This window comes from Streptosporangium heterodermiicola, from assembly GCF_051390675.1.
Taxonomy (GTDB): domain Bacteria; phylum Actinomycetota; class Actinomycetes; order Streptosporangiales; family Streptosporangiaceae; genus Streptosporangium.
The window spans coordinates 162680-185695 of record NZ_JBPJSR010000016.1; the positions used below are offsets into that span (position 1 = coordinate 162680).

The 23016-nt window shown below is 72.0% G+C and carries 22 protein-coding genes; 11 read left to right on the plus strand and 11 right to left on the minus strand.

Annotated elements, in window-relative coordinates; genetic code table 11:
* Nucleotides 1-158 precede the first annotated feature (158 nt).
* The 6 genes from ACSC1Q_RS30485 (at nucleotide 159) to cutA (ending at nucleotide 7481) form a co-directional block, all read left to right on the plus strand.
* Entirely contained in the window at nucleotides 159-1721 is a 1563-nt protein-coding gene (locus tag ACSC1Q_RS30485; RefSeq protein WP_436762129.1) for a PucR family transcriptional regulator, read from the plus strand.
* 10 nt (nucleotides 1722-1731) lie between these two features.
* Nucleotides 1732-1947: an RNA-binding S4 domain-containing protein gene (locus tag ACSC1Q_RS30490; protein WP_436762130.1), complete on the plus strand. Its 216-nt coding sequence runs from the start codon at nucleotides 1732-1734 to the stop codon at nucleotides 1945-1947.
* 340 nt (nucleotides 1948-2287) lie between these two features.
* Nucleotides 2288-3694 carry a uracil-xanthine permease family protein gene (locus ACSC1Q_RS30495; protein ID WP_436762131.1) on the plus strand — a complete coding sequence of 469 codons (1407 nt, stop codon included), beginning with the start codon at nucleotides 2288-2290 and terminating at the stop codon, nucleotides 3692-3694.
* Nucleotides 3691-4560 carry an FAD binding domain-containing protein gene (locus ACSC1Q_RS30500; protein WP_436762132.1) on the plus strand — a complete coding sequence of 290 codons (870 nt, stop codon included), beginning with the start codon at nucleotides 3691-3693 and terminating at the stop codon, nucleotides 4558-4560. The genes ACSC1Q_RS30495 and ACSC1Q_RS30500 overlap by 4 nt, the downstream gene beginning before the upstream one ends.
* Nucleotides 4553-5029, plus strand: a complete 477-nt coding sequence (locus ACSC1Q_RS30505; RefSeq protein ID WP_436762133.1) for a (2Fe-2S)-binding protein — start codon at nucleotides 4553-4555, stop codon at nucleotides 5027-5029. The genes ACSC1Q_RS30500 and ACSC1Q_RS30505 overlap by 8 nt, the downstream gene beginning before the upstream one ends.
* A 61-nt stretch (nucleotides 5030-5090) precedes the next feature.
* Complete coding sequence (cutA, locus tag ACSC1Q_RS30510; RefSeq protein ID WP_436762134.1) at nucleotides 5091-7481, plus strand: aerobic carbon-monoxide dehydrogenase large subunit; 2391 nt, start codon at nucleotides 5091-5093, stop codon at nucleotides 7479-7481.
* A 260-nt stretch (nucleotides 7482-7741) separates the two neighbouring features.
* On the opposite strand, the gene ACSC1Q_RS30515 is transcribed toward cutA, so the two are convergent.
* Together ACSC1Q_RS30515 and ACSC1Q_RS30520 are read right to left on the minus strand one after the other, a co-directional pair.
* Nucleotides 7742-8572 carry a hypothetical protein gene (locus ACSC1Q_RS30515; protein WP_436762135.1) on the minus strand — a complete coding sequence of 277 codons (831 nt, stop codon included), beginning with the start codon at nucleotides 8570-8572 and terminating at the stop codon, nucleotides 7742-7744.
* Between the two features lie 83 nt (nucleotides 8573-8655).
* Nucleotides 8656-8805, minus strand: a complete 150-nt coding sequence (locus tag ACSC1Q_RS30520) for a hypothetical protein (protein WP_436762136.1) — start codon at nucleotides 8803-8805, stop codon at nucleotides 8656-8658.
* Nucleotides 8806-8858: 53 nt separating this feature from the next.
* Between ACSC1Q_RS30520 and ACSC1Q_RS30525 the strand changes: the two genes are divergently transcribed.
* The gene (locus tag ACSC1Q_RS30525) at nucleotides 8859-9119 is read left to right on the plus strand and encodes a hypothetical protein (protein WP_436762137.1); all 261 of its coding nucleotides are present in this window, start codon (nucleotides 8859-8861) and stop codon (nucleotides 9117-9119) included.
* Nucleotides 9120-9192: 73 nt separating this feature from the next.
* Here the strand turns inward: ACSC1Q_RS30525 and ACSC1Q_RS30530 are convergent, their stop codons facing one another.
* Complete coding sequence (locus ACSC1Q_RS30530; protein ID WP_436762138.1) at nucleotides 9193-9432, minus strand: PadR family transcriptional regulator; 240 nt, start codon at nucleotides 9430-9432, stop codon at nucleotides 9193-9195.
* Nucleotides 9433-9568: 136 nt separating this feature from the next.
* Between ACSC1Q_RS30530 and ACSC1Q_RS30535 the strand changes: the two genes are divergently transcribed.
* Nucleotides 9569-9988 (plus strand): PPOX class F420-dependent oxidoreductase, encoded by a 420-nt coding sequence (locus ACSC1Q_RS30535; protein ID WP_436762139.1) that lies wholly within the window; start codon nucleotides 9569-9571, stop codon nucleotides 9986-9988.
* 246 nt (nucleotides 9989-10234) lie between these two features.
* On the opposite strand, the gene ACSC1Q_RS30540 is transcribed toward ACSC1Q_RS30535, so the two are convergent.
* The 3 genes from ACSC1Q_RS30540 to ACSC1Q_RS30550 form a co-directional block, all read right to left on the minus strand.
* A complete protein-coding gene (locus tag ACSC1Q_RS30540; protein ID WP_436762140.1) occupies nucleotides 10235-10954 on the minus strand; it encodes a spermidine synthase in 720 nt (239 codons plus the stop codon).
* 101 nt (nucleotides 10955-11055) lie between these two features.
* Nucleotides 11056-11943 (minus strand): LLM class flavin-dependent oxidoreductase, encoded by an 888-nt coding sequence (locus ACSC1Q_RS30545; protein WP_436762141.1) that lies wholly within the window; start codon nucleotides 11941-11943, stop codon nucleotides 11056-11058.
* A 72-nt stretch (nucleotides 11944-12015) separates the two neighbouring features.
* A complete protein-coding gene (locus ACSC1Q_RS30550) occupies nucleotides 12016-12732 on the minus strand; it encodes an SDR family oxidoreductase (RefSeq protein WP_436762142.1) in 717 nt (238 codons plus the stop codon).
* A gap of 88 nt (nucleotides 12733-12820) precedes the next feature.
* Here ACSC1Q_RS30550 and ACSC1Q_RS30555 point away from each other — a divergent pair, with 88 nt between their 5' ends.
* Nucleotides 12821-13399, plus strand: a complete 579-nt coding sequence (locus tag ACSC1Q_RS30555; protein ID WP_436762143.1) for a TetR/AcrR family transcriptional regulator — start codon at nucleotides 12821-12823, stop codon at nucleotides 13397-13399.
* Between the two features lie 166 nt (nucleotides 13400-13565).
* Here ACSC1Q_RS30555 and ACSC1Q_RS30560 read toward each other — a convergent pair whose 3' ends face one another.
* Nucleotides 13566-14111, minus strand: a complete 546-nt coding sequence (locus tag ACSC1Q_RS30560) for a MarR family winged helix-turn-helix transcriptional regulator (protein WP_436762144.1) — start codon at nucleotides 14109-14111, stop codon at nucleotides 13566-13568.
* 213 nt (nucleotides 14112-14324) lie between these two features.
* On the opposite strand from ACSC1Q_RS30560, the gene ACSC1Q_RS30565 reads away from it, so the two are divergent.
* Nucleotides 14325-15956 carry an LLM class flavin-dependent oxidoreductase gene (locus tag ACSC1Q_RS30565; protein WP_436762145.1) on the plus strand — a complete coding sequence of 544 codons (1632 nt, stop codon included), beginning with the start codon at nucleotides 14325-14327 and terminating at the stop codon, nucleotides 15954-15956.
* A 27-nt stretch (nucleotides 15957-15983) separates the two neighbouring features.
* Here the strand turns inward: ACSC1Q_RS30565 and cydB are convergent, their stop codons facing one another.
* Both cydB and ACSC1Q_RS30575 read right to left on the minus strand, forming a co-directional pair.
* Nucleotides 15984-16925 (minus strand): cytochrome d ubiquinol oxidase subunit II, encoded by a 942-nt coding sequence (gene cydB / locus ACSC1Q_RS30570; RefSeq protein WP_436762146.1) that lies wholly within the window; start codon nucleotides 16923-16925, stop codon nucleotides 15984-15986.
* Nucleotides 16926-16936: 11 nt separating this feature from the next.
* Entirely contained in the window at nucleotides 16937-18361 is a 1425-nt protein-coding gene (locus tag ACSC1Q_RS30575; protein WP_436762147.1) for a cytochrome ubiquinol oxidase subunit I, read from the minus strand.
* 609 nt (nucleotides 18362-18970) lie between these two features.
* Here ACSC1Q_RS30575 and ACSC1Q_RS30580 point away from each other — a divergent pair.
* Nucleotides 18971-19501, plus strand: coding sequence for a hypothetical protein (locus ACSC1Q_RS30580; RefSeq protein ID WP_436762148.1), 531 nt, complete (start codon nucleotides 18971-18973; stop codon nucleotides 19499-19501).
* A 94-nt stretch (nucleotides 19502-19595) separates the two neighbouring features.
* On the opposite strand, the gene ACSC1Q_RS30585 is transcribed toward ACSC1Q_RS30580, so the two are convergent.
* Both ACSC1Q_RS30585 and ACSC1Q_RS30590 read right to left on the minus strand, forming a co-directional pair.
* Nucleotides 19596-21848, minus strand: coding sequence for an AAA family ATPase (locus ACSC1Q_RS30585; RefSeq protein WP_436762149.1), 2253 nt, complete (start codon nucleotides 21846-21848; stop codon nucleotides 19596-19598).
* A 142-nt stretch (nucleotides 21849-21990) separates the two neighbouring features.
* A complete protein-coding gene (locus ACSC1Q_RS30590) occupies nucleotides 21991-22878 on the minus strand; it encodes a polysaccharide deacetylase family protein (RefSeq protein WP_436762150.1) in 888 nt (295 codons plus the stop codon).
* Between the last annotated feature and the right edge of the window lie 138 nt (nucleotides 22879-23016).

The following is a 23016-nucleotide window of genomic DNA, read 5'->3' on the forward strand; positions in this document are numbered from 1 at the left end:
AGGTGCTCTTTTGAGCGGTTCGCTCGCTCACGGACTCCCCCATCCATTGAGCCGACGGTAGAACGGGCGTGGACACAGGCCGTACGGAGAAAGCTGCCAACAGTCTGCCCAAAGGTTGGCTCTTCCTGACAGACGGGTCCATCAGTCACAATCACCTCATGGAACCCCCCGTGCGCCCGGCGAGCACCGGAACGATCATCCATGGCGTCGCCGTCGGCGAGGTCCTCGGCGTCTCGACACTCGCGGGGGCCCGTCTGATCGCGGGGGAGCGGGGCCTGGACCGCGTCGTGCAGCGCCTCAACGTGATGGAGGTGCCCGACGTCCTGGCATGGGTCAAGCCGCACGAGCTGCTGCTCACCACCGGCTACCCGCTGCGCAACACCCCCCAGTCGCTCGGCAGGCTGGTGGCCGACCTCGACGAGCGCGGCCTGGCAGCCCTCGCCATCAAGCTCGGCCGCTATCTCGACGAGCTGCCCGAGGAGATGGTGGAGCAGGCCGACCGGCTGGGCTTCCCGCTGATCCAGCTCCCCGACAACGTCGGCTTCGACGACATCCTCAACCAGGTCCTGACCGACATCCTCAACCGCCAGGCCGCCGTGCTGGCCAGGGCCGAGGAGGCGCACCGGGCGCTGGTCCAGGTCGTGCTCGCCGGGGGCGGGCTGCGCGAGGTGACGGCCGAGGTCGCCGGGCTGCTGGGCGTGGGGGTGGCCGTGCTGGACGGTACGGGCCACGTGCTCGCCGCGGCCGGGCCCGTCGAGCACGTGGCCACGCTGCGTGACGCCCCGGAGGGACATCACACCTCGGTGCCGGTCGTGGCGGGCGGCCACCACCACGGCAGGATCGTCGCCTGCGGCCCTGTCGGGTCCGTCGGTGACGGCGACGTCGGCATCCTGGAACGTGCCGCCACGGTCGCCGCGCTGGTGGTGACCAGGCAGGAGGCGGTCAACGCCGTCGAGAGCAAGTACCGGGCCGACTTCCTGCGCGACGTGCTCACCGGCAGGGCCGGGTCCTCCGAGCGGGTCGCCTCCCGGGCCAGGGCCTTCGGCTGGGACCTGCAGCGCCCGGTCACCGTCCTGGTGGCCGAGCTCGACCCCGAGGGCGACGAGCGCGCCGCCCAGGACCGCCTGGTCACCTGCTGGACCGGGGCGATGCGCCGCCACGACGCACGCGGCGCGGTGGCGGGGTTCTCCCACGAGGTCGTCACCGTCGTGGACGCGTCCGTCGACGCGGGCCGCCTCGCCAAGGACGCCGCCGCGGCCTTCGCCGAATCCCTGCCCGCCACCTTCTCCACCGGCGCCAGCCGCGTCGCCATCGGGGCCGAGGCGCTGCCCGAGGCGTACGGCCAGGCGCTGAAGGCCGCGCGGGTGGGCCGCCAGCTCCACGGCAACGGCGCGGTCGCGCACTTCGACCAGCTCGGCGTCTACCGGCTGCTCTCCCTGGTCAACGACACCGCCGAGCTGCACGCCTTCGTCCGCGAGACCCTCGGGCCGCTCGCCTCCGACGACGACGTGGAGAACGCCGACCTGCGCCGTACGCTGCAGGTGCTGCTGGAGACCAACCTCAACGTGGCAGAGACGGCGCGCAGGCTGCACTTCCACTACAACACGCTGCGCTACCGGATCGGCAAGCTGGAACGCATGCTCGGCGGCTTCACCGAGGACGCCCACCTGCGCCTGAACCTCACCCTCGCCCTGCACGTCCTGCGGATGCGCGGGATCTAAGCTGTTCGGCGTGAACGAGACCTTCGAGCTGGAAACCGAATACATCCCGCTGTGCGACCTGCTGAAGTACTGCGGCGTCGCCGACACGGGCGGCCAGGCCAAGCACTTCATCGCCGACGGCAACGTGCTGGTGGACGGCGAGGTCGAGCTCCGCAAGACCTGCAAGATCCGTAACGGTCAGGTGGTGACCGGCGACGGCTTCGAGATCCACGTGGTCGCGAAGTGAGGTAGCGCGCGTCATGCGTGATCCTCGCCGGGCCGGTAGGCGCACTGTGTGATCTTCGCCAGGTCGGCGGACGCACCGTGCGTGATCTTCGCCAGGTCGGCGGGTGCGCTGTGCGTGATCCTCGCCGGACCCGTGGGTGCGACGTACGCGATTCTCACCGGGCGGGTAGGCAGGCCGTGCGCGAGGTGTCCACTGGTCGGACGCTCAGATTTGGCAGATCATGACGGTGTAAGGGCATGCTTTCAGTCCTAACGTGCCCGCAACAGCTGTAAGGGGATTCGCCGGAGGGAAGCCCGCGGGGTGGTTCACCGACCGACGGCCCGGTGAAAGGTGGGGCTCGATGGTTGCAGGTTGGACGAAACACGGCGACGGCAGGACGCTCGCTCCGGGAGAGGTGGTCAGCCCCGGCGAACGGCTGTCGTGGCCGCGGATGGTCGGGTTCGGGGCGCAGCACGTCGTCGCGATGTTCGGCGCGACCTTCGTCTTCCCCCTGGTGATGGGGCTCGACCCCAACGTCGCCATCATGTTCTCGGGCGTCGGAACGATCATGTTCCTGCTCATCGTGAAGGGCAGGATCCCCAGCTACCTCGGGACCAGCGCCTCGTTCGTGGGCGGCGTGCTCGCGATCCGGGCGCTCATGGGCGGTGACACGCCCGCCACCGACGCGATCGTCACCGGCGCCATCCTCGTCGCCGGACTCGTCCTCGCGCTCGTGGGCCTGGCCATCCACTTCCTCGGCGTGCAGATCATCAACCGCGTCTTCCCGCCGGTCGTCACCGGTGCCGTCGTGATGCTGATCGGCTTCGGCCTCGCGTACGTCGTCGCCGACATCTACTGGCCGCAGGACCAGTGGATCGCGCTGATCACGATGACCGTCACCTTCGTCATCATCGTGCTCTTCAAGGGCTTCATCGGCAGGATCGGCATCCTGCTCGGCCTGATCATCGGCTTCGCGCTCTCCTGGGGGGCCGACAAGGTCTTCGGGAACATCACCGCCTTCAACGCGGGCACCGGCGCGGTCGACACGCACCCCAGGGTGAACTTCGACGCGGTGGCGTCGGCCGACTGGATCGGCCTGCCGAGCATGCACCTGCCCGACTTCAAGTTCTCCGCCGTGCTGCTGGTCCTCCCGGCCGTGATCGCGCTGGTCGCCGAGAACGTCGGCCACGTCAAGGCCGTCGGCGAGATGACCAGGACCGACGTCGACCCGTACATGGGCCGGGCGGTCGCCGCCGACGGCGCCGCCACCGTCGTCGCCAGCGCCTTCGGCGGCTCCCCGACCACCACCTACGCCGAGAACATCGGCGTGATGGCCGCCACCCGCGTCTACTCGACGGCCGCCTACTACATCGCCGCCGTCATAGCGATCCTGTTCGGCCTCTGCCCCAAGTTCGGGGCGCTGGTCGCGGCCACACCGGGCGGCGTGCTCGGCGGCATCACCGTCATCCTGTACGGCATGATCGGCCTGCTCGGCGCGAAGATCTGGATCGAGAACCGGGTCGACTTCTCCGACCCCGTCAACCTCGTCCCGATCGGGGCCGGGATCATCCTCGCCATCGGCCCGGTCAAGCATATGATCGGTTCGGACTTCACGCTGGAGGGCATCGCCCTCGGCACCATCGTGGTGGTGGCCGGTTACCACCTGCTCCGGGTCATCGCGGGCCGGGGCCGCGGGGGTGGCGCCGGTCCGGATCCAGTCGCTCCCAATCCGAAGGTGCCCCAGTCACAACGAGAGGCCACCGGGTGAAACCACCCCCGTTCGAATACCACGCCCCCCGCTCCCTCGGCGAGGCGCTCGACGCCCTCGCCGGGGCCGGGGAGCACGGCAAGGTGCTCGCCGGGGGGCAGAGCCTCATCCCGCTGCTGAACATGCGGCTGGCCGCCCCCGCCCACCTGGTCGACATCAACCGGCTGCCGGAGCTGGCGTTCGTCGACGTCGCGCCGGAGGGCGTCCGGGTCGGCGCCCTGGCCAGGCACGCCCAGGTGGAACGACACGAACCGGCCGCCGCCGCCCAGCCGCTGCTGCGCCAGGCGCTCCGGCTGGTGGCCCACCCGGTGATCCGCAACCGCGGAACCGTCGTCGGCAGCCTGGCCCACGCCGACCCCGCCGCCGAGCTGCCCGCCGTCCTCACCCTGCTGAGGGGTTCGGTACGGCTGGAGCGGTCCGGCGCGGCCAGGGACGTCCCGGCCGGGGAGTTCTTCACCGGCCCGCTGGAGTCGGCGGTCGCCCCGGGCGAGCTGGCCGTCTCCGCGTTCTTCCCCGCGCCTCCCCGGCGTTCGGGCACCGCGTTCCGCGAGGTCGCCCGGCGGCACGGCGACTACGCCCTCGCCGGGATCGCGGCGCTGGTCGTCCTGGACGACGACCTGCGGATCACCTCGGCCACGGTGGCGTGCGTGAGCCTCGCCCTCGTCCCGCTGCTCGTCGACGTCACCGAGGCCGTCGGCCACCGCCCGGCCGCCTCCGCCGACTGGGTCTCGGCGGCCCAGGCCGTAAGGGAACGGGTCGATCCCGAGACCGACATCCACGCGACCGCCGCCTACCGGCGGCACCTCGCCGGAGTCCTCACCGAGCAGGCACTCCGTGACGCCGCCAGGGAGGCCGCGGATGCATGAGATCACGCTGACCGTCAACGGGGTGCTCCGGCAGGCCGAGGTCCCGGCGCGGCGGCTGCTGTCCGACTGCCTGCGGCACGACCTCGGGCTGACCGGCACGCACGTCGGGTGCGAGCACGGGGTCTGCGGTTGCTGCACGGTGCTGCTGGACGGCGAGCCCGTCCGCTCCTGCCTGACGTTCGCGGTCACCGTGGACGGGCGCGACATCACCACCGTCGAGGGACTCGCCGACGGGGACGGCACGCTGTCGCCGGTGCAGCGGGCCTTCGCCGAGTGCCACGGCCTGCAGTGCGGCTTCTGCACCCCGGGTTTCCTGTGCACGGTGACCGCGCTGCTGCGCGACAACCCGGCGCCGACCGACGAGGAGGTGCTGGAGGGCGTCTCCGGCAACCTGTGCCGGTGCACGGGCTACCAGAACATCGTGAAGTCCGTCCACCGCGCGGCCGAGATCATGGCGGAGGAGCCGTGAGCGGGCGCCCGGCCGGGCTGGGCGGAAGGCACGTCCCGGCTGGCCGTCAGGTGAGGCGATCATGACCACGAAACTGTTCGGCGAGCCGGTCGTCCGGCGCGAGGACCCCCGGCTGCTGACCGGCCAGGGCCGCTACGTCGACGACCTGGGGGCCGGGGCGCTGGAGGCGGCGTTCGTCAGGTCCCCGCACGCCCACGCCAGGATCCGCGACATCGACGTCTCGGCCGCCATCGAGGTCGACGGGCTGGTGGCGATCTACACCTGGGAGGACCTGCCCGGCGCGCTCGCCCAGCCGTTGCCGCTGCTCATCCCGCACCCGGCGCTCACCCACGGCCGCACCGCGTACCCGCTGGCCCGCGAGATCGTCAGGCACGTCGGCGAGCCCGTCGTGATGGTCGTCGCCCGCGACCGCTACCTCGCCGAGGACGCCTGCGCGCTCATCCAGGTCGACTACGAGATCCTCAAGCCGGTGGTCGGCGTGGAGGAGGCCGCGCAGTCGGCCCAGCTCGTCCACGAGGGCGTGCCCGGCAACGTCGGCGCGCACCTCGTCCAGGAGGTGCCCTCGGCCGCCGGGCTCGGCGCGCGCGAGGCGATCGACGCCGCGCCGCACACCCTGTCCTTCCGGCTCGACATCGAGCGCAGCGCGTCCATGCCGCTGGAGGGACGCGGCGTGCACGCCCGCTGGGACGCCGACGATCAGTCCCTGCGCGTCCACTCCAGCACCCAGACCTCCACCAGCGTCCGCATGGCGATCGCGGCCAAGCTCGGCCTGCCGCTGCCGAAGGTCGAGGTGATCGCCCCCGACGTGGGCGGCGGCTTCGGCGTGAAGATCGTCCACCCGTGGCCGGAGGAGATCCTCGTCCCGTGGGCGGCGATCACGCTCGGCCACGAGGTCAAGTGGACCGAGGACCGGCGCGAGCACTTCATCTCCTCCGCGCACGAGCGGGCCCAGGTGCAGGCGGTCCGGGTCGGCTTCGACGACGAGGGCCGGGTGCTCGGCCTGGACGTCGAGATCCTGCACGACCACGGCGCCTACACGCCGTACGGGATCATCGTGCCGATCATCACCTCCACCCAGCTGCTCGGCCCGTACCGGATCGGCGCCTACCGGGTCGAGTTCTCCTCGATCTACACCAACACCGTGCAGGTCACCCCGTACCGGGGCGCGGGCCGCCCCCAGGGGGTGTTCTGCATGGAGCGGACCATGGACCACATCGCCGAGTACCTCGGGGCAGACCGCACGGCGGTGCGCGCGATCAACTTCATCCAGCCCGACGAGTTCCCCTACGACCAGGGCCTGGTCTTCCAGGACGGCCGCCCGCTGATCTACGACAGCGGCGACTACCCCGAGTCGCTGCGGATGCTCAAGGAGATGATCGGCTGGGACGACTTCCCCGCGCTGAAGGCCCGCGCCGCCGAGGAGGGCCGCACGATCGGGATCGGCGTCGGCTGCTACGTCGAGGGCACCGGCGTCGGCCCGTACGAGGGCGGGCACGTCCAGATCACCTCCGACGGCCGGGTGCACGTCTCCACCGGCCTCACCTCGCAGGGCCAGGGCCACGAGACGGTGTTCGCGCAGATCGCCGCGTCCGAGCTGGGCGTGCCGATGGAACGGGTCTCGGTCGTCACCGGCGACACCCGCAGGTTCGGCTACGCGGTCGGCACGTTCGCCTCGCGGGCCGCGGTGATGAGCGGCAACGCGATCGCGCTCGCCTGCAAGAAGGTGAAGGAGAAGGCCCTGCGGATCGCCGCCGACGCGCTGGAGGCCGACCCCCGCGACCTGGAGATCGTCGACGGGGAGGTACGGGTGGCGGGCACCCCCGGCGCCTCGATCCCGCTGGCGACCGTGGCGGTGCTGTCCAACCCGCTGCGCTACGCCTTCGACGAGGAGGCGGCCAGGGCCACCCAGTTCGCGGGCGTCGCGTCCTACGACCGGCCGCCGGTGGAGGAGGGGGAGGAGCCGGGGCTGGAGGGCCGCGACTACTACTCGCCGATCCGCTCGACCTTCGCCTCCGGCATGCACGCGGCCATCGTCGAGACCGACCCGCTCACCGCCGAGATCCGCATCCTGCGCTACGCCGTCGTCCACGACTGCGGCAAGCTGATCAACCCGATGATCGTCGAGGGCCAGATCCACGGCGGGGTCGCCCAGGGGGTGGGCGGGGCCCTCTACGAGAAGATGGTCTACGACGGCCACGGCCAGCTGCTGAACGCCTCCTTCATGGACTTCCTGATGCCGTACGCCACCGAGGTTCCTTTTATCGAGACCGCCCACTTGGAGACCCCGTCCCCGCTGAATCCCTTGGGCATCAAGGGCGCGGGAGAGGCGGGGGTCATCCCGGGCTCGGCGGTGCTCGCCTCGGCGATCGAGGACGCGGAGGGGATCCGGATCGACAGGATGCCGATCTCCCCGTCGGATTTGTTCGACCTGCGCCGCGCGGCCACGGGCTGACCTTCGGCGTCGTCATGGCTCCCAAGGGCCGGGTCTTCTCGGCCCGGCCCGGCGGCGACCCGCGGGAATCTCGCTACCGGCGCGTTCCGCAGGAAAGGGCACGCCGACCTGGCCCGCGCCCGGCGGTGTCACCGCGACGACGTCCGCCGCCCGCTCACCCTGTTCCGGCTATGAACGCAGATCACTCACGGGCGAGCACATCTTCAGCATGCCGACCATGTCGCGGCCGTGGCGTCCATCCCACCCATGCGGTGAGAACGCTACTGATGGTGGGTTTTCGCGTACTCGTCTCTCCTGGCCTCGCATTCGGGGATCGGCGATCCGCGTCGGCAGGTCTGGTAAACCGCCGTCGCGGGCACGCAGACGTCACCGTTGACGGTGATCCCCCAGGCATGCCTGCAATATTCGTATTCGATGTTTCCCTCGACGCAGATGCTCCGCTTGGTCACCACACCGTTCGCGTCGGGGCTCCGGCAGTCGGCATAGACGGGAACGGCGCGGGTGCAGATAAGTCCGGCCCCTCGATGGACACACGCTTCGCGCACCGCGGGCGACTCACACCGCCGGTCGGTCTTTCCGGTGAACCGGCAGTTCAGATATGTCTTGGCGACGGCTTCGGCGCCCGTGACACACGGCTTTCTGCCCCTTCCGACCACGTCGGCCTTGCGGCAGTCGGCGAGGAACGCCTTCAAGCCGCGGTTGATGGCGGCAGCGCTTTCGCAGGCTTTTCCCTTGAAACCGGACGCCTTGCAGGACCGGTATCGGGCCCGCGACACGCCAGGCGCGCTCAGCGGCGCGCCGCCGACCTGGCTCGGTGCCCTTTCCATCGCTGCCGCGACCGTGGTGACCCGCCGGTGAACCGGCGTGCCGGACCCACCGGGCGGGCCGGGCACCGCGTAGAGGAACCCGATGCCCAGCAGGGCTATCAGCGCGATGCCGCCGCACAGTCCCGCCCGGATCCACTCCGAGCGTTGATTCCGCCTCAATGAGAGCCCCCAGCCCTCGCACAGCTCCTCGGAGAGATCGTAACTGTCGACGTGGTCGGCGAAATCGGCGGCATCCTGGGCCGCCGGGGCGGTAGGGGTTGTCACCGCCGCCCGCTCGCGGAAGGCTTCGATACGCCTTCGACGAGCAGGTGGCCAGGGCCCCCGGTTCGCGGGCCTCTCGTCCTTCGTCAGCAGGGTGCCGCCCGGCGTTCCCCCTCGGCGGGGACGGGGCGGTTCCGGGTCGCCGCGCCGGCGAGGAGCATGAAGGCGCAGCAGGTGTAGAGCACCGGGTAGTAGGCGAGCGCGCCGTCGACGCCGGGCGGGGCGTGCGAGGACATCGCCAGCCAGTACGACTGCCAGGGGTGGGCGAGGTGTCCCGGGAAGGCGAGCAGTGTGGTCGCCGGCGACGGCCGCCCCGACCACCGGAACGGCCCACGGCACCGTGCCGGACAGGGCCAGGGGCGCCCCCTCCGCCGCGAACACGGCCGCCAAGGTCGTCATCCACCGCAGGGTCTGCCGCGACGAATGCCTGGACGAGTGCCGCGCCAGCGCAGACGTGGCCCGCTCCCGCACGGCGGAGCGGGCCACGTCGGCCAGATCGCGGATCGTGATGGACGAGGTCTCCAGGAGTTCGAGGATCTCGGGCCCTTAGCGGTGCCGGAGGTCGTGCGGGTACAGCCGGAGGACGAGGGCGTGCAGCCGGCCGGTCCGGCGCTCCCGGGCGGTCATGCCGTGGCCAGGCGGCGCAGGCCGGTGTGGGCCACGGTCCGCGGGCGTTCCAGCTCCGCCCGCAGTTGCCGGCGTCCCCGGGCGGTGAGCTCGTAGGGCCGGCGGCGGGCGTCGTCGGTTTCGTGAGGCGTGATCAGCCCGAGCTCCTCCAGCCGCCGTACGGCGCCGTAGAGGGTGCCGGGGCCCTCGCCTCCGGTCTCCGCTGCCGGGTCGATCCGGGTGGACGCGAAAGGCATGGCGGGGCTCCTCCGCGAGCGCTTACGGAGGGTCGCCGAACCGTCACCATCCGGGATGTGGCACCGTGGATGTATATCCCGCGAACCGCACGCGCCACCTTCACCGCAGGGGACGCCGGGGCGAAGAGGAGCGATCATGTCAAAGCCACCGCTTCCCGAGGAAGCGATCGCCATGCTGAAGAAGCCCAACCACGCCGTCATCACCACGCTCCGGCCCGACGGCCAGCCCGTGTCCACGGCCACCTGGTATCTCTGGGACGACGGCCGGATCCTGGTCAACATGGACGAGGGCCGCAAGCGGCTGGAGCACCTGCGCGACGATCCCAGGGTCTCCATCACCATGCTCGACGAGAAGGACTGGTACACCCACGTCAGCATCGTCGGGCGCGTCGTCGAGATGCGCGAGGACAAGGACCTGACCGACATCGACCGGCTGGCCCGCCAGTACCTCGGCAAGGAGTACCCGGATCGGAACCGCGCCCGGGTCAGCGCCTGGATCGAGGTCGAGTGCTGGCACGGCTGGGGCGCGCACAAGGACAACAGCCAGCCCGGCTGAACGCGCACGCCCGCCCTTCGCCCGCGCCCGTCATCCCGCTCTGCCGTTGCTCATGCTCGCTCTTTGCCCAGTCTTGGCCTACGCCCGTTTCCCCACCCGGCCGCCGCCGGTCCGCCGGTCGAGACCAGGTTTTGACCGGCCGGGCGGGCCGTTCCCGAACCGGACGTGACCGGACACCGGGGAGACGGGCGGTGCCAGAGGGCCGGGCGGTGCCGGGGTTGCCGGGGAGGCGGCGGTGCCGGGGTGTCAGGTGGCGTTCGTCGCGACGTAGACGGTGTTGGCCGACTCCCCGCCCCGCAACGGGTTGGGAAAGGTGACGACGTGTGCCCGCGTACTCGCGAAGGCCTCCGCGAGCACGGCGGTGAAGTCCGGGTCCGGCGGGTCGTCCGACCACAGCGCGAAGACGCCGCCCGGACGGAGGTGCCCGGCGAGCCGGCGCAGGCCCTCGGGGGTGTAGAGGGCGGCGTGGCTGGGGTGCAGCACGTGGCGCGGCGTGTGGTCGATGTCCACCAGGACGGCGTGGAAGCGCCGGTCAGGGGTCTCGGGGTCGAGGCCGGCTCCGGAGGCGACCATCGCGAAGAAGTCGCCGTGGACCAGCCGGCAGCGGGAATCCGACATCAGCCGGGCGCCGACCGGCAGCAGCTCCCGCTCGTGCCACTCGATCACCTCGCCGAGCGCGTCGATCACGACGAGCGAGCGTACGCGGGAGTCTTCGAGCACGGCCTGGGCGGTGTATCCGAGCCCGAGCCCGCCCACGGCGACGTCGAGGTCCGTGCCCGGCAGCGCCGCCAGCCCGAGCCGGGCGAGCTCGATCTCGGCCACCGTGAACAGGCTCGACATGAGGAAGTCATCGTCGAGTTTGATCTCGTAGACGTCGACGCCGAGCGAGGGCTCCCGCCGGCGCCGCAGGCTGATGGCGCCGATCGGCGTCGGGCGCCAGTCGATCTCCTCGAAACGCGCGCTCATCGCGGCCGTCCGTCCATGGCGAGGGAGGCGGCCGGGCCGATGCCCGGGTCGGCCCCGGTGGTACCGGGCCTGAATCTATCCTGGCGGAGGCGCTCCGGTGGTCAGGCCAGGAGCGCGCGGGTCTCGGCGAGCAGGTCGCACTGCTCGCGCCAGTCGCCTCCGGCGAACCCCAGGACCACGTGGCGCGCCCCGGCGTCGCGGTAGGCGGCCAGCTGTTCGGCCGCCTGCGCGGGCTTCCCGGTGATGGGAAGTTTCGTCGCCTCCTCCAGCGGGATCCCGTACCCGGTGATGCCCGAGGCGATGGAGGCGCGGGTGGGCAGGCCGGGTGCCGAGCCGAAAACGCCGGTGGCGCCGACGGCGACGACCGGCTCCGGGCGGCCGTGGGCGGTGGCGAGCTCGGCGAGTTCGGTCCTCCCCGAGGCCACCGCCGCCGGGGGGACCATCGAGGGGAACCAGCCGTCGCCGTGGCGGGCCGCCCGCCGTACGGCCACCGCCGACGCGTTGCCGACCCAGATCGGCGGGGGCGTCACGGCCGGTTCGAGCCGTACCTCCCCGGGCTCGTCCACCAGCGTGACGGTCTCCCCGGCCAGCAGGCGCGGGAGCAGTTCCAGCGCGGTGTCGGTGCGTCTGCCGCGCTCGCCGTACGGCACCCCGGCCGCCGCCCACTGCCCGGCGCCGCCGCCGGAGCCGACACCCAGCACCAGCCGCCCGCCCGAGACGTGCTGGAGGCTCGCGATCTGCTTGGCCGACCACGCCAGGGCGCGGATCGCCGGGACGAACACGCTCGCCCCGATCCGGATCCGCGTCGTCGCCCCCGCCGCGACGGCCAGTGCCACGGCGCAGTCCAGCGAGGCCGCCCCGGTGGCCAGGTGGTCGCCGTGCCAGACGCCGCCCAGCCCGGCCTCCTCCGCGTGCCGGGCGGCGGTGCCCAGGTCGAGCCGCTGCTCCCGCTGTACGGCGACGGAAGGCAGGATCACTCCGATGTCCATGGAGGCCATCCTTCAACCTCAAGCCTTCTTGAGGTCAATCCGCGACGGGCGGCCGGGCGCGGGAGGAACGCCTCAGGCGGCGGTCTGGGGGAAGAGCTGGGCGGGGTCCAGGGCGACCGCCGCCTTGACCTGCGTGCTGACCTCGTCCGCGAGGATCTCCGCCGCTCCGGCCTCGATGCCGTCGAGCGCCTTCCGCGCGATCTCGGAGGCCGGGCTCTTCCGCACGGTCGGGTCCCGCAGGATGTCGGTGTCGGTGAAGCCCATGTGGAGGCTGGACAGCTCCACTCCCCGCGCGGGGAGCGTGTCGCGCAGGCCGTTCGTCGCCATCAGCAGCGCGGCCTTGGTCGACGCGTACGAGGTGTACGGCCCGTAGCCGGGTGCGACGAGGAGGCCCAGGACCGAGTTGACGTTCTGGATGTGGCCGCCGCCGTTGCCGATGATGACCGGGACGAAGGCGCGCATGAGCCGCAGCGGGCCGAAGAAGTTCACCTCGAACTCGCGGCGGACGTCGTCGAGCTCGTGAGTCAGGATGTCGTCGACGCCGAGGTCCACGCCGGCGTTGTTGATCAGGATGGTCACGTCGGAGGCCGGCTCGGCGGCCGCGGCGACCGTCTCGGGGTCGGTGACGTCCAGTGCCAGGGGTACGGCGTCCGGGGTGGAGACGGTCCTCGGGTCCCGGGCGGCGGCGTACACCTTGCGCGCGCCGCGGGCCAGAGCCTCCTCGACCAGGGCCCTGCCGATTCCTCGGTTGCCGCCGGTGACGAGCACCACGGCGTCTTGGATCTTCATGTGAGCCTCCAGCAGTTGGAAACCGATCGGTTTCCGTCATGGTAAACCGATCGGTTTCCAGCGCCAAATCGGGAGGTACCCTTCAGGGGTGAGCACGAGCCTGAAGGCCACCCCCCGCGAGCGGCTGCTGCGCGCCGCGGCGGACCTCTTCTACCGGGAGGGCATCACCGCGACCGGTGTCGAACGGCTCTGCCGGGCGGCCGGGGTCTCGAAGCGGTCGATGTACCAGCTCTTCGAGACCAAGGACGAGCTGGTCGCGGAGAGCCTGGCACTGGCCGGGGCGGACGTCCTCGCGGACTACTTCCCGGGCGAGGCGGCCGCGCTGACCCCGCGCGAGCGGATCGTGCACGTCTTCGAGCGGCTGGAGGAGCAGGCCGGAGACCCGGCCTTCCACGGCTGCCCGTTCGTCGGCACCGCCACCGAGCTCAAGGATCCGGCCCACCCGGCGGCCCTGGTGGCCCGCGCGCACAAGCGGGAGCTGACCGACTTCTTCGCGCGGCAGGCCGCGCTCGGCGGCGCGGACGACCCGGAGACGCTGGCGGACCAGCTGACGGTCGTGTTCGACGGGCTGACCGCCCGCGCGGTGGTGCGCGGGACCGGGGTGGGGAAACTGGCCGTCACCACCGCGTCGGTGCTGCTGGACGCCGGGGGGCTGCGCGCCGGCTAGACCGGTTCGGCACCGGAGACCGGTCGATTACGGAAAACAGGGCCGACCGCGGGGGCGAGGCCGGCCGTCGGCCTCTCGAACCTCCCGGGTCTTTCAGTCCCCTCCCGGCCTTTTCGGGGTGGGGGGCGGGAGATCGACGGGCGAGAGGGCTCGGGGCGGCCGGTGGTCAGCCGCGCGCCGAGCGCCGGGGCTTGGGAGGAGCGCCGTCGGGGTCGAGCTCCTCGACGAGCCGGCAGGTGTCGTGCTCCGGGTCCAGGCTGTTGGCCCGGACGGCCAGCCTCCGCAGCAGCTCCCGGAACACCGCGCGGTCGGCCGGGTCCAGCGGTGCCAGCACGTGGTCCTCGGCGTGCTCCAGCCGGGCCCGCGTGTCGGTCCAGGTCGCCCTGCCCCGCTCGGTGGCGACGACGCGCTTGTTGCGCCGGTCGGCGGGGTCGGGGCGGCGCTCGACCAGGCCGGCCTTCTCCAGGTCGTCGAGCAGATAGGTCATCACCGTCTTGTCGACGCCGAGACGCTGGGCCAGCGCGCCCTGGCCGCCCGGCAGCCCCTCGACCGCGGCGACGAGCACCTGATAGCCGCGCGGGCCGCCGGGAAGGTGGCTGACCAGCGTGTTCGCGGTCCTGACGTAGGAGCGGAAGACCACTCCGAGCGTCCAGCCCAGGTCGGTGTCCAGGGCGTCCTGGGTCTCGGCGCCGGAACGTGGGGTTGCGGGCATGTCACGAGATTACCAGGATCAACGGTCAATACGACCTTCTGTTTGACAATTCATCTGCTTTGCATACGATCTGTCGTGCCGCACCATCGCGGTGCCGCGCGTCCAGGCGTCCGGGGCGTCCGGGCGTCTCCGGGCACCCGGGGTCCCGGATCCCGGATCCCGGGTCCGGGAGGACGCGTGCCGCGAGGCCGAGATGACGCACCGAGGAGAGACATGGCCGACTACGGGCACGAGCTGCTGTTTGGGACCTTCCTGACCCCGAGGGCCGACCAGGCCGAGAGGGTCGTCGCGCTCGCCCGGCTCACCGACCAGGCCGGTCTGGACCTGGTGACCGTGCAGGACCATCCGTACCAGGCGCGGTTCCTGGACACGTGGACGCTGCTGTCGGTCATCGCGGGCGTCACCTCGACGGTGCGGGTGTCGCCGAACGTGGCGAACCTGCCCCTGCGCCCGCCCGCGGTGCTCGCGCGCAGCGTCGCGACCCTGGACATCCTCAGCGGGGGCCGCGTCGAGCTCGGGCTCGGCGCGGGTGCCTTCCGGGACGGCATCGCCGCCGTCGGCGGCCCCCGGCTGACCGCCGCCGAGGGGGTCGACGCGCTGGAGGAGGGCATCCAGGTCATCCGGGCCATGTGGGCCGAGGGGGGCGGGGCCGTACGGGTGGACGGCCGTCACCACCGCGTCTGGGGGGCGCACCCCGGTCCGGCGCCCGTTCACGATGTCGGCATCTGGCTGGGCGCCTACAAGAGGCGCATGCTCGACATGACCGGCAGGCTCGCGGACGGCTGGCTGCCCAGCCACGCCTACGCCGCCCTGGACGCCCTCCCGAGGATGAACGCGATCATCGACGAGGCCGCCCTCGGCGCGGGACGCTCACCCGCCGACGTCCGGCGCCTGTACAACATCGGCGGCACCTTCACCGGTTCCGGCCGAGGCTTCCTCCAGGGGCCGGCGGGCGTCTGGGCCGAGCAGCTCGCCGAGCTCTCCCTGGAGCAGGGGATGAGCGCCTACATCCTCGCGAGCGACGACCCCGACGACATCCGGCGTTTCGCCGCCGAGGTCGTTCCCGGCGTACGCGAGCTCGTGGACGCCGAGCGCGCCGGTTCGGGCGCGTCCGCCACCGAGGACCGGCCCCGGGTGGCCGAGGCGGACGCGGAGACAGAGACGGAGACGGATACGGAGGAGCGAAGCGCGTCATCGGCCGGCTCGCCGGTCACCGTCGCGCCCGGCCGTACCGGGGGCGGGGCCCCCGCGCTGGGGTTCCTGCCGACCCCGGACGACGGCACCCGGCTCGCCGACGTCCAGGTTTGGGACGAGAGCACCCGTCCCACCGGTCCGGCCCCCGACCCGGCCCGCACCTACACCGCCGGGGAGCGGGCGGCCGGACGCCATCTCGTCGACGTCCACGACCACCTCCGCCAGGAGCTGGCCGAGGTCCGGCGGCTCGTCGAGGAGGTCACCTCCGGAGCCATGGACCCCGGCCTCGCGCGCTCGCACATCAACACGATGACGATGCGCCAGAACAACTGGACGGTCGGCGTGTACTGCGAGTCCTACTGCCGGGTCGTCACGACCCACCACACCATCGAGGACCAGACCCTCTTCCCGCGTCTGCGCCGCGCGGACCCCAGGCTGACGCCCGTCGTCGACCGCCTGGAGCAGGAGCACCACGCCATCCACGAGGTCCTCGAAGGCGTCGACCGGGCGCTGGTCGCCTTCGTCGCGGAACCCGACGGTCACAAGGCTCTGCGGGCCGCGATGGACCTGCTCACCGACACGCTCCTGTCGCACCTGTCCTACGAGGAGAGGGAGCTCGTCGAGCCCCTCGCCCGGCTCGGCCTCCACTGAGGCGTCCGGCCGAGGCGTCCGGTGTCCTCAGGAGACCTCGGCGACCAGGCGCCTGCGGAAGACCCAGTACGACCAGGCCTGGTAGCCGAGCACGAACGGCAGCGCGATCAGGCCGATCCAGGTCAGCACCCCCAGCGTGTACGGGCCGGAGGCGGCCTCGGCGACGGTGAGGCCGGGGAACGGGGCGGGCCACAGGGCGCCGAACAGGGCGGCGCCGCCCAGCGCGATGGACGAGGCCGTGGCGGCGAACGCCCAGCCGTCCCGGCCGCGCCAGGTCAGCGCGACCCCGGCGGCCAGGGCGGCCATCGAGGCGAGCGCGCCCGCCCACAGCCACGGGGTCGCCGACCAGGCGCCGGCCACCGTACCCGCGGTGGGGATGTGCGACAGGGCCGCCGCCGCGGCGGGCAGCGCCACCGCGGAGGCGATCATCGCGGCGCGCCGGGCGCGGGAGCGCACCGGCCCGGTGGTCTTGAGCGCGACGAACACCGCCCCGTGCAGCACGCACACCGAGAGCGAGAACACCCCGCCGGCCAGGGCGGCCGTCGCGCTGTTCCGCAGCAGGTCGGCGAAGACGGCGCCCCACAGGAACGCGGGCAGGGCGCTGCCGACCAGCACGCCCAGGTCGCACCAGACGCGGTCGGCGGCGTGCCGGACCTTGCCGCGCCACTCCAGGCCGACGCCGCGCACGATCAGCCCGACGAGGACCAGCACGATCGGCAGGTAGAACTCGCTGAGCAGCCCGGCGTACCAGGCGGGGAAGGCGGCGAACATGGCGCCGACCGCGGTGATCAGCCAGACCTCGTTGCCGTCCCAGACCGGGCCGATCGTGCCCAGGACCTGCTTGCGTTCGGCCTCGTTCCTGGCCAGTGCCGGTGCCAGCATGCCCACGCCGAAGTCGAAGCCCTCCAGTACGAAGTAGCCGGTCCACAGGAACGCGATGACCGCGAACCAGAAGGTGGTGAGTTCCATCGTCGTCGCCTTCAGTACATGAGGGTCGGCTGGAGACGGGCGTCCGCGCTCTCGTCGTCGCGGGAGGGCGGCGTGCGGGGAGCGACGGGGGCGACGGGCTCGGGGCCCGCCTTGACGTGGCGTACGAGCAGGACCGCCTCGGCCAGCGCGAGCGCGCCGTACAGCGCCGTGAAGACCGCGAGCGAGACGGCCACCTCGGCCAGGCTGACGCCCGGCGAGACGCTCGCGGCCGTGAGCAGCTCGCCCTGTACGGTCCACGGCTGGCGGCCGATCTCGCTGAGCAGCCAGCCGGAGATGATCGCGATGGTCGGCAGCGGCAGCGCGAGCACGCAGGCCCTGGCGAACCAGGCGGGGACCTCACGCGGGGTACGGGGGGCGCCGCGCCGCCGCCGGGTCAGCCAGAGGCCGAGCACCGACAGGCCCACCGTGGACAGGCCGAAGACGATCATCACGCGGAAGGACCAGAAGACCACCGGGAGGTTGGGCCGGTAGTCGCCGGGGCCGAACCGCTCCTCGTAGCGCGCCTGCAGGTCCTCGGTGCCCTGGACCACGGAGTTCGGGTCGTGGGTGGACAGGAGGCTGAGCAGCTGGGGCACCTCCAGCCCGGGGACGGGGGAGAACGGCGCTCCGGCGGTGTCGTGCCGGAGTCCCTCGGCGGCGGCGAGCTTCATGGGCTGCTGCTCGTACAGCAGCCTGGCCGACGTGTCGCCGCTGCCCGCGACCAGGGCACCGGCGAGCGCCGTCATCAGCAGCGCGGCCCGCATTGGTGTCCGCCAGATGCTCGCGCCGCCGGTCCCGCCGGTCCCGGCACGGCGTTCGCGCAGGAGGTGGTAGCCGCAGACCGCCAGCACGAAGCCGCCCGCCACGACGAAGGCTCCCGCGATCACGTGGGGCACCTGGGCGAGCGCGGTGGAGTTGGTGAGCACCGCCCACAGGTCCGTCATCCTGGCCTTGCCGTCGACCACCTCGTACCCGACCGGGTGCTTCATCCAGGCGTTGGCGGCGAGGATGAAGTACGCCGACAGGTTGGACCCGATGACCGCGGCCCAGATGGTGGCGAGGTGGACGCGCTTGGGAAGCCGGTCCCAGCCGAAGATCCACAGGCCGATGAAGGTCGACTCCAGGAAGAACGCGAGCAGTGCCTCCAGCGCCAGCGGGGCGCCGAAGACGTCACCCACGAAGATCGAGTATTCGCTCCAGTTCATGCCGAACTGGAACTCCTGCACGATGCCGGTCACCACGCCCATCGCGAAGTTGATCAGGAAGAGCTTCCCGAAGAACTTCGTGAGCCGCAGGTAGTGCTCCTTTCCCGTGCGGTGCCACGCGGTCTGCAGCCCGGCCACGAAGACGCCGAGCCCGATCGTCAGGGGTACGAACAGGAAGTGGTACACGGTGGTCACCCCGAACTGCCACCGGGCCAGGTCTAGCGCGTCCATCGTCCCCTCGCGTTCCCTTCGCGGGCCTTGGGCCGGCGGGCTTCGAGCCCGCGAGCCTGGGGCTCGCGAGCCTTGAGCTCTACGGCTTGTAGTTCTACTTCTAGTAGTACTACGACTTGTAGAGCAATGGGCGGGAGGGGCGCCGCGAGCCACTGCGATCTTCGTCACATGGTCCGGTGGGAGACCGCACTTCTCCGCCGGACCGAGATCGTCTTCGCTGGCACGCGGCGCCGGCTCTCCCGTGCGCCACCGGGGATCCCTCCCCGGACGCCCCTCTCCGGCCTCCGGAGGGATGTCCGGGAAGGGGCGTCCGGGGGAGGGGACGTCCGTCCCGTCGTGCGGGACGACCCCCGTGCCCGCCTCCCCCGAGGCGTGACTCCATGGTGGGCCGGGCACCCCCCGCGCGGCGTCCGCCTCCGGGGTGATTTCCGGGTACGCCGGGCGGCGGACCCGCCTCCCGGCCGCGATCGACCGGGTCAAGCCATTGCAAACGGCTCGCAAGCGCTCGGTAAGGAGCGGTACGGGGACCTGCAAGCCCCTCCCCATACAAATGAGTCACTCCAGGGGGAAATCGGCAAAGGCCGGTTCGGGGAGACAAGGGGAGAAATCATGATCAAGCGAATCCCCGCCGGTCTGCTGGCCACGGCCGCCCTCGGCGCGATCACGCTCGCCGCGCCCGCCACCGCGCTCGCCGCGACCACGGCGACCACGGCTGCCCCGGCGGCGGCCACCACCGCGACCGGCTACGACTACGACTACAGCGAGAACTGGGGCCCCTACTTCTCCGCCAACCACCGGGCCAAGAGCCGCGGCTGGATCGGTGTCGAGTGGGACCACCAGCGGAAGTGGAACCGGGTCGACGTCAAGGGCAAGCTGTACGACCTCGACCACCGCACGTACAAGCAGGGCGGCAAGTGCGCCTACGTGAAGTTCGAGGTCCACCACTTCGGCGACGACGGCGACCAGTGGTACGACGGCAAGTCCTACACATACTGCGGCGCCGGGGGTGCCAAGACCTTCGCCTTCGGCAAGCACAAGGTCGACAGCGTCCGCGTCAAGGTCTGCCAGATCGGCCAGCACAGCTCCTACCCCACCCGGTGCGGCGACTGGGAGTACCTCTACACCGCCGAGAGTGAGTGATCACATATATCCACGGGCGGCCCGCCCCCCGCGCGGGGGGCGGGCCGCCCGCCGTCCGGCCCCGGGCCTCCACGGCGGCGGCCGGGCGCGCGGTTCACCGCGCCGGTACGGCGGGCGGGAGCGGCGGGAGGGGCGGTAGAGCCCATGCCTGCCTGATCTGCTGCAGGGTCGACCTGGTCAGCGTGCCGGTCGTGCCGATCTCGCGCTGTGCCCGGGCCAGGGCCGGGAAGGAGCCGGGGAACCGGGGATCGGACGCCTTGACGACCAGTTCCCTGGACAGGTCCGCCGAGAAGATCCTCGACAGGGTGTCCAGGTGGTACGCGCGGTTGGCGAGTGTCGTCCCCAGCCTCGCGTCGTCCGCGGTCACGGCGGCGTGCCGGGTGACGCGGTCGCCGAGCTCGCCCAGCCCGCCGTGCGCGTGGACCAGCTCCGCCTGGAACAGCCGGAGGAGCTCTTCCGGCGCCTCCGCGCCGGTACCGGCGCTGCCGGCGATCCGGGCCAGTTCGCGGTCGATCAGGGCCGCGGTGACCTCGGCCAGCGGACGAGGCCGGTCCGGCGTGACGAGCGCGACCGCCGCCCGCGCCGTACGGAGCAGATCGCGCGGGATGCCGCCGGACAGGCAGTAGAACAGTGCAGAGAACGGCGCGGGCAGGCCGATGACCCTGGTGTCGAGCAGTTTCACGGCGGTGGGGTGGTCCAGCGGCTCGACCCGGACGACCTCGTCGATGGCGCTGTCGAAGGCGTCGCGCCGGCCCGCCGGCGCGAGATCCGCCTCCCTGAGCGCCTCGTCGGAGACCGACAGCACGAACAGGCAGTGCGGGACGTCGAAGACGGCCTTGAGCTCGTTGAGGAAGTCGCGCGCGCCGGTCGCGGGCACGATCCGGTCGAGCTCGTCGATGCCGATCACCAGGCGGCGTCCGGGCCTGGCGCCGTCGAGCTCCTTCGCCACCAGCTCAAGGAAGTCCGTCAGCGCCTGGACGATCTCCGGGTAGGTGAGCGGCTGGCGCGAGTGACCCGTCCCGCGCTTGACCGACAGCCCCCAGCCACCCCAGCCCGCGTTCGCGCTCGTCTCGGCCGACCGCGTCTGCAGGTAGCGGATCTGCCGCAGGTTCCTCGCGGCCTCGTTCGACGCCTTGAGACCGGCGTCCGTCACGCGCGCGCAGAGTTTGGCAAACAGGTGCAGCATGAACTCGCGCCGGTCGTAGACGACCGGCGCCGTCACCTCGACACTCAGCTTGGTCGCCGCGCCCCGGGCGGCCCCGTCGCCCTCCGCGCAGAACGTCCTCAGCAGCTCGGTCTTGCCCACCCCGCGTGGTCCGGACAGCGCGATGCTCCCGCCGTCCATCCCGTCGCTGATCATGATCAGCCTGGTCTCCGCGGAGGTCGGCACGTGGTAGTCGAGCGCCCGTATCCGGCGCAGGCCCGGAGCGGTTCCGATGTCGAGCGTCGTGGCGTACCGGCGCGCGACCCGCGTGCTGATCCGGGTGCTGATCTGCGCGCGCATGAAGCCCAGCAGGCTCTCGTGGAGCGCCTCCCGCCACGCGCTCTCCAGCCGGGCGGCCTGGTCCCTGCCCCCGCCGGAGTCGATGTACTCGGGCATGAGCTCCACGAACGCGGGGAGCCGCTCCCTCCTCAACGACAGGAGCGCCGCGGCGTAGACGGCCAGGGCGCCGAGGAACACCCACCACCACCAGCCGTAGGACTCGCCCGGCCCCTGCAGGCGCCGGTAGGTGAGCTGCCAGGTGAGCGCCTGGGCGGAGTAGGCGAGATTCGAGGCCGCCAACAGTGCCACGACCCAGGTCGTCACCGTCACCGTCACCGCCGTGCGCCGCTCCTCGGCCGAGGGGGCCTCCGCGCGTACGGCGGGTGACAGGAGCCAGAAAAGCCACCGGGTGGCGAAGGCCACGAACGCGCCGAGAACGACGAGTCCCAGGGCGAAGACGAACCCGGTGCCCACGACGGAGCCCAGGGAGAGGGGGCGGCGGTCGGTGATGGCCGCCGTGAGCTCGGCGCTCCAGCCGCTCAGAACGCACATCGCCAGTGTGACGAGCAGGGCCGCCCCCCACGCGACGCGGTGCAGGATCCAGGTCAGGCGCCGGGCGCCCCGCCCGGCCCGCTCCCGGGTGGTGGCCCGGCGGTGATCCTCCTCCGCGGCGGCGGCCCGGCGGTACTCCTCCTCCGCGCTCCTGACCTGCCCCAGGATGGACGCTCGCTCGTCCATCGCGGCCTCACGCAGTTCGCCGGCCGACGGCACGTCGGCGTCGTTCGTGCTCGCGGTCAGCTCCGGCTCGTCCAGAACGTCGGCCAGAACCTCCGTGAAGACCTTTTCCCGCTCGTTGTCCGTCAATCTCCAGCGCCTTCCGTGCCGGGGCTTCGCCCCAGAATGGCCCGATATCGCGCCGGTCGTCAGGGAGATCCACGAAAACGCGCGAGAACCGGACGGGCCGGTCATCGCGTCAGCGGGCCGCCGCCCTCAGGTACGCGTCGCGTCAACGGTTCGCCGCCCTCAGGTACGCGTCGAGGTTGCCGATCTGGAACCCCCGGCGCTTGATCTTCGCGACGAGGATCCCGAAGTCGCGTGCGAGGTTCGGGCGGAAGTGCAGCAGCAGGATGTCGCCGGGGCGGAGCTTCTTGTCGGGCACCTGGTAGGCGATCTTCCCGCCCGGCTGCACGGTCGCGGTCCAGAGCAGGAGCGCGTCGATGCCGCAGGCCTTGGCCGCCCTGCGGGTCAGGGTGTTGTGGTTGCCGAACGGCGGGCGGAACAGGGTGGGCGCGGTGCCGGTGTGCCTGCGGATCAGCTTGGAGGTGCCGCAGATCTCGGTCTTCTGTCCCTCGTAGCCGAGCATCGGCAGGTTGGGGTGGGTCAGCGTGTGGTTCTCGATCGTCGCCCCCGCGTCGCGCAGGTCGCGCACGTACCGCCACTTGCCCGCGCCGAGGTACCTGCCGCCCTGGGCGGTCGGGTCGGCGGTGCCCCTGGCCTCCACGGCGTCGCGGGTGACGAAGGCCGCCACCGGGATCCGCCGGTCGCGGACCTGCGCCACGAAGCCGGGATCCTGCTCCCAGCCGTCGTCGATGGTGAGGAAGACGACCTTCCGCTTCGTGGGGATGGAGCTGATCACCGGAGGCAGGCCGTCGCCGGGACGGGGGAACCTGCCCACCTCGCCCGGCCTGGGCGTCACCCCGGGAGGGCCGGACGGCCTCGCCGCCCGGTCGCCCGCGCCGGAGGGGGCCTTCGACGCGCTGGAGGCGCCCGGCGCGGGGGCGGCGCCGTCACCGGCCCCGCCGCTCCCGCCGTCGAGGTCCGTGGCGCACCCGGCGCTCACCACCAGAGCCGTCGCCGCCGCCGTGCTGATCGTCCAATATGTCCCCGATGCCATGGGCGACCATCCTGCCAGCAGCCGGGAGCCCGACGTAGCGGTCCAGCAAGGGTGCCGGAGGGGTTGACACCGGTGACTATCTCACAATTGTCCGGAAATCGTGGTGTCCGCAGGGGTAGGGCCAGCACTACTACAAGC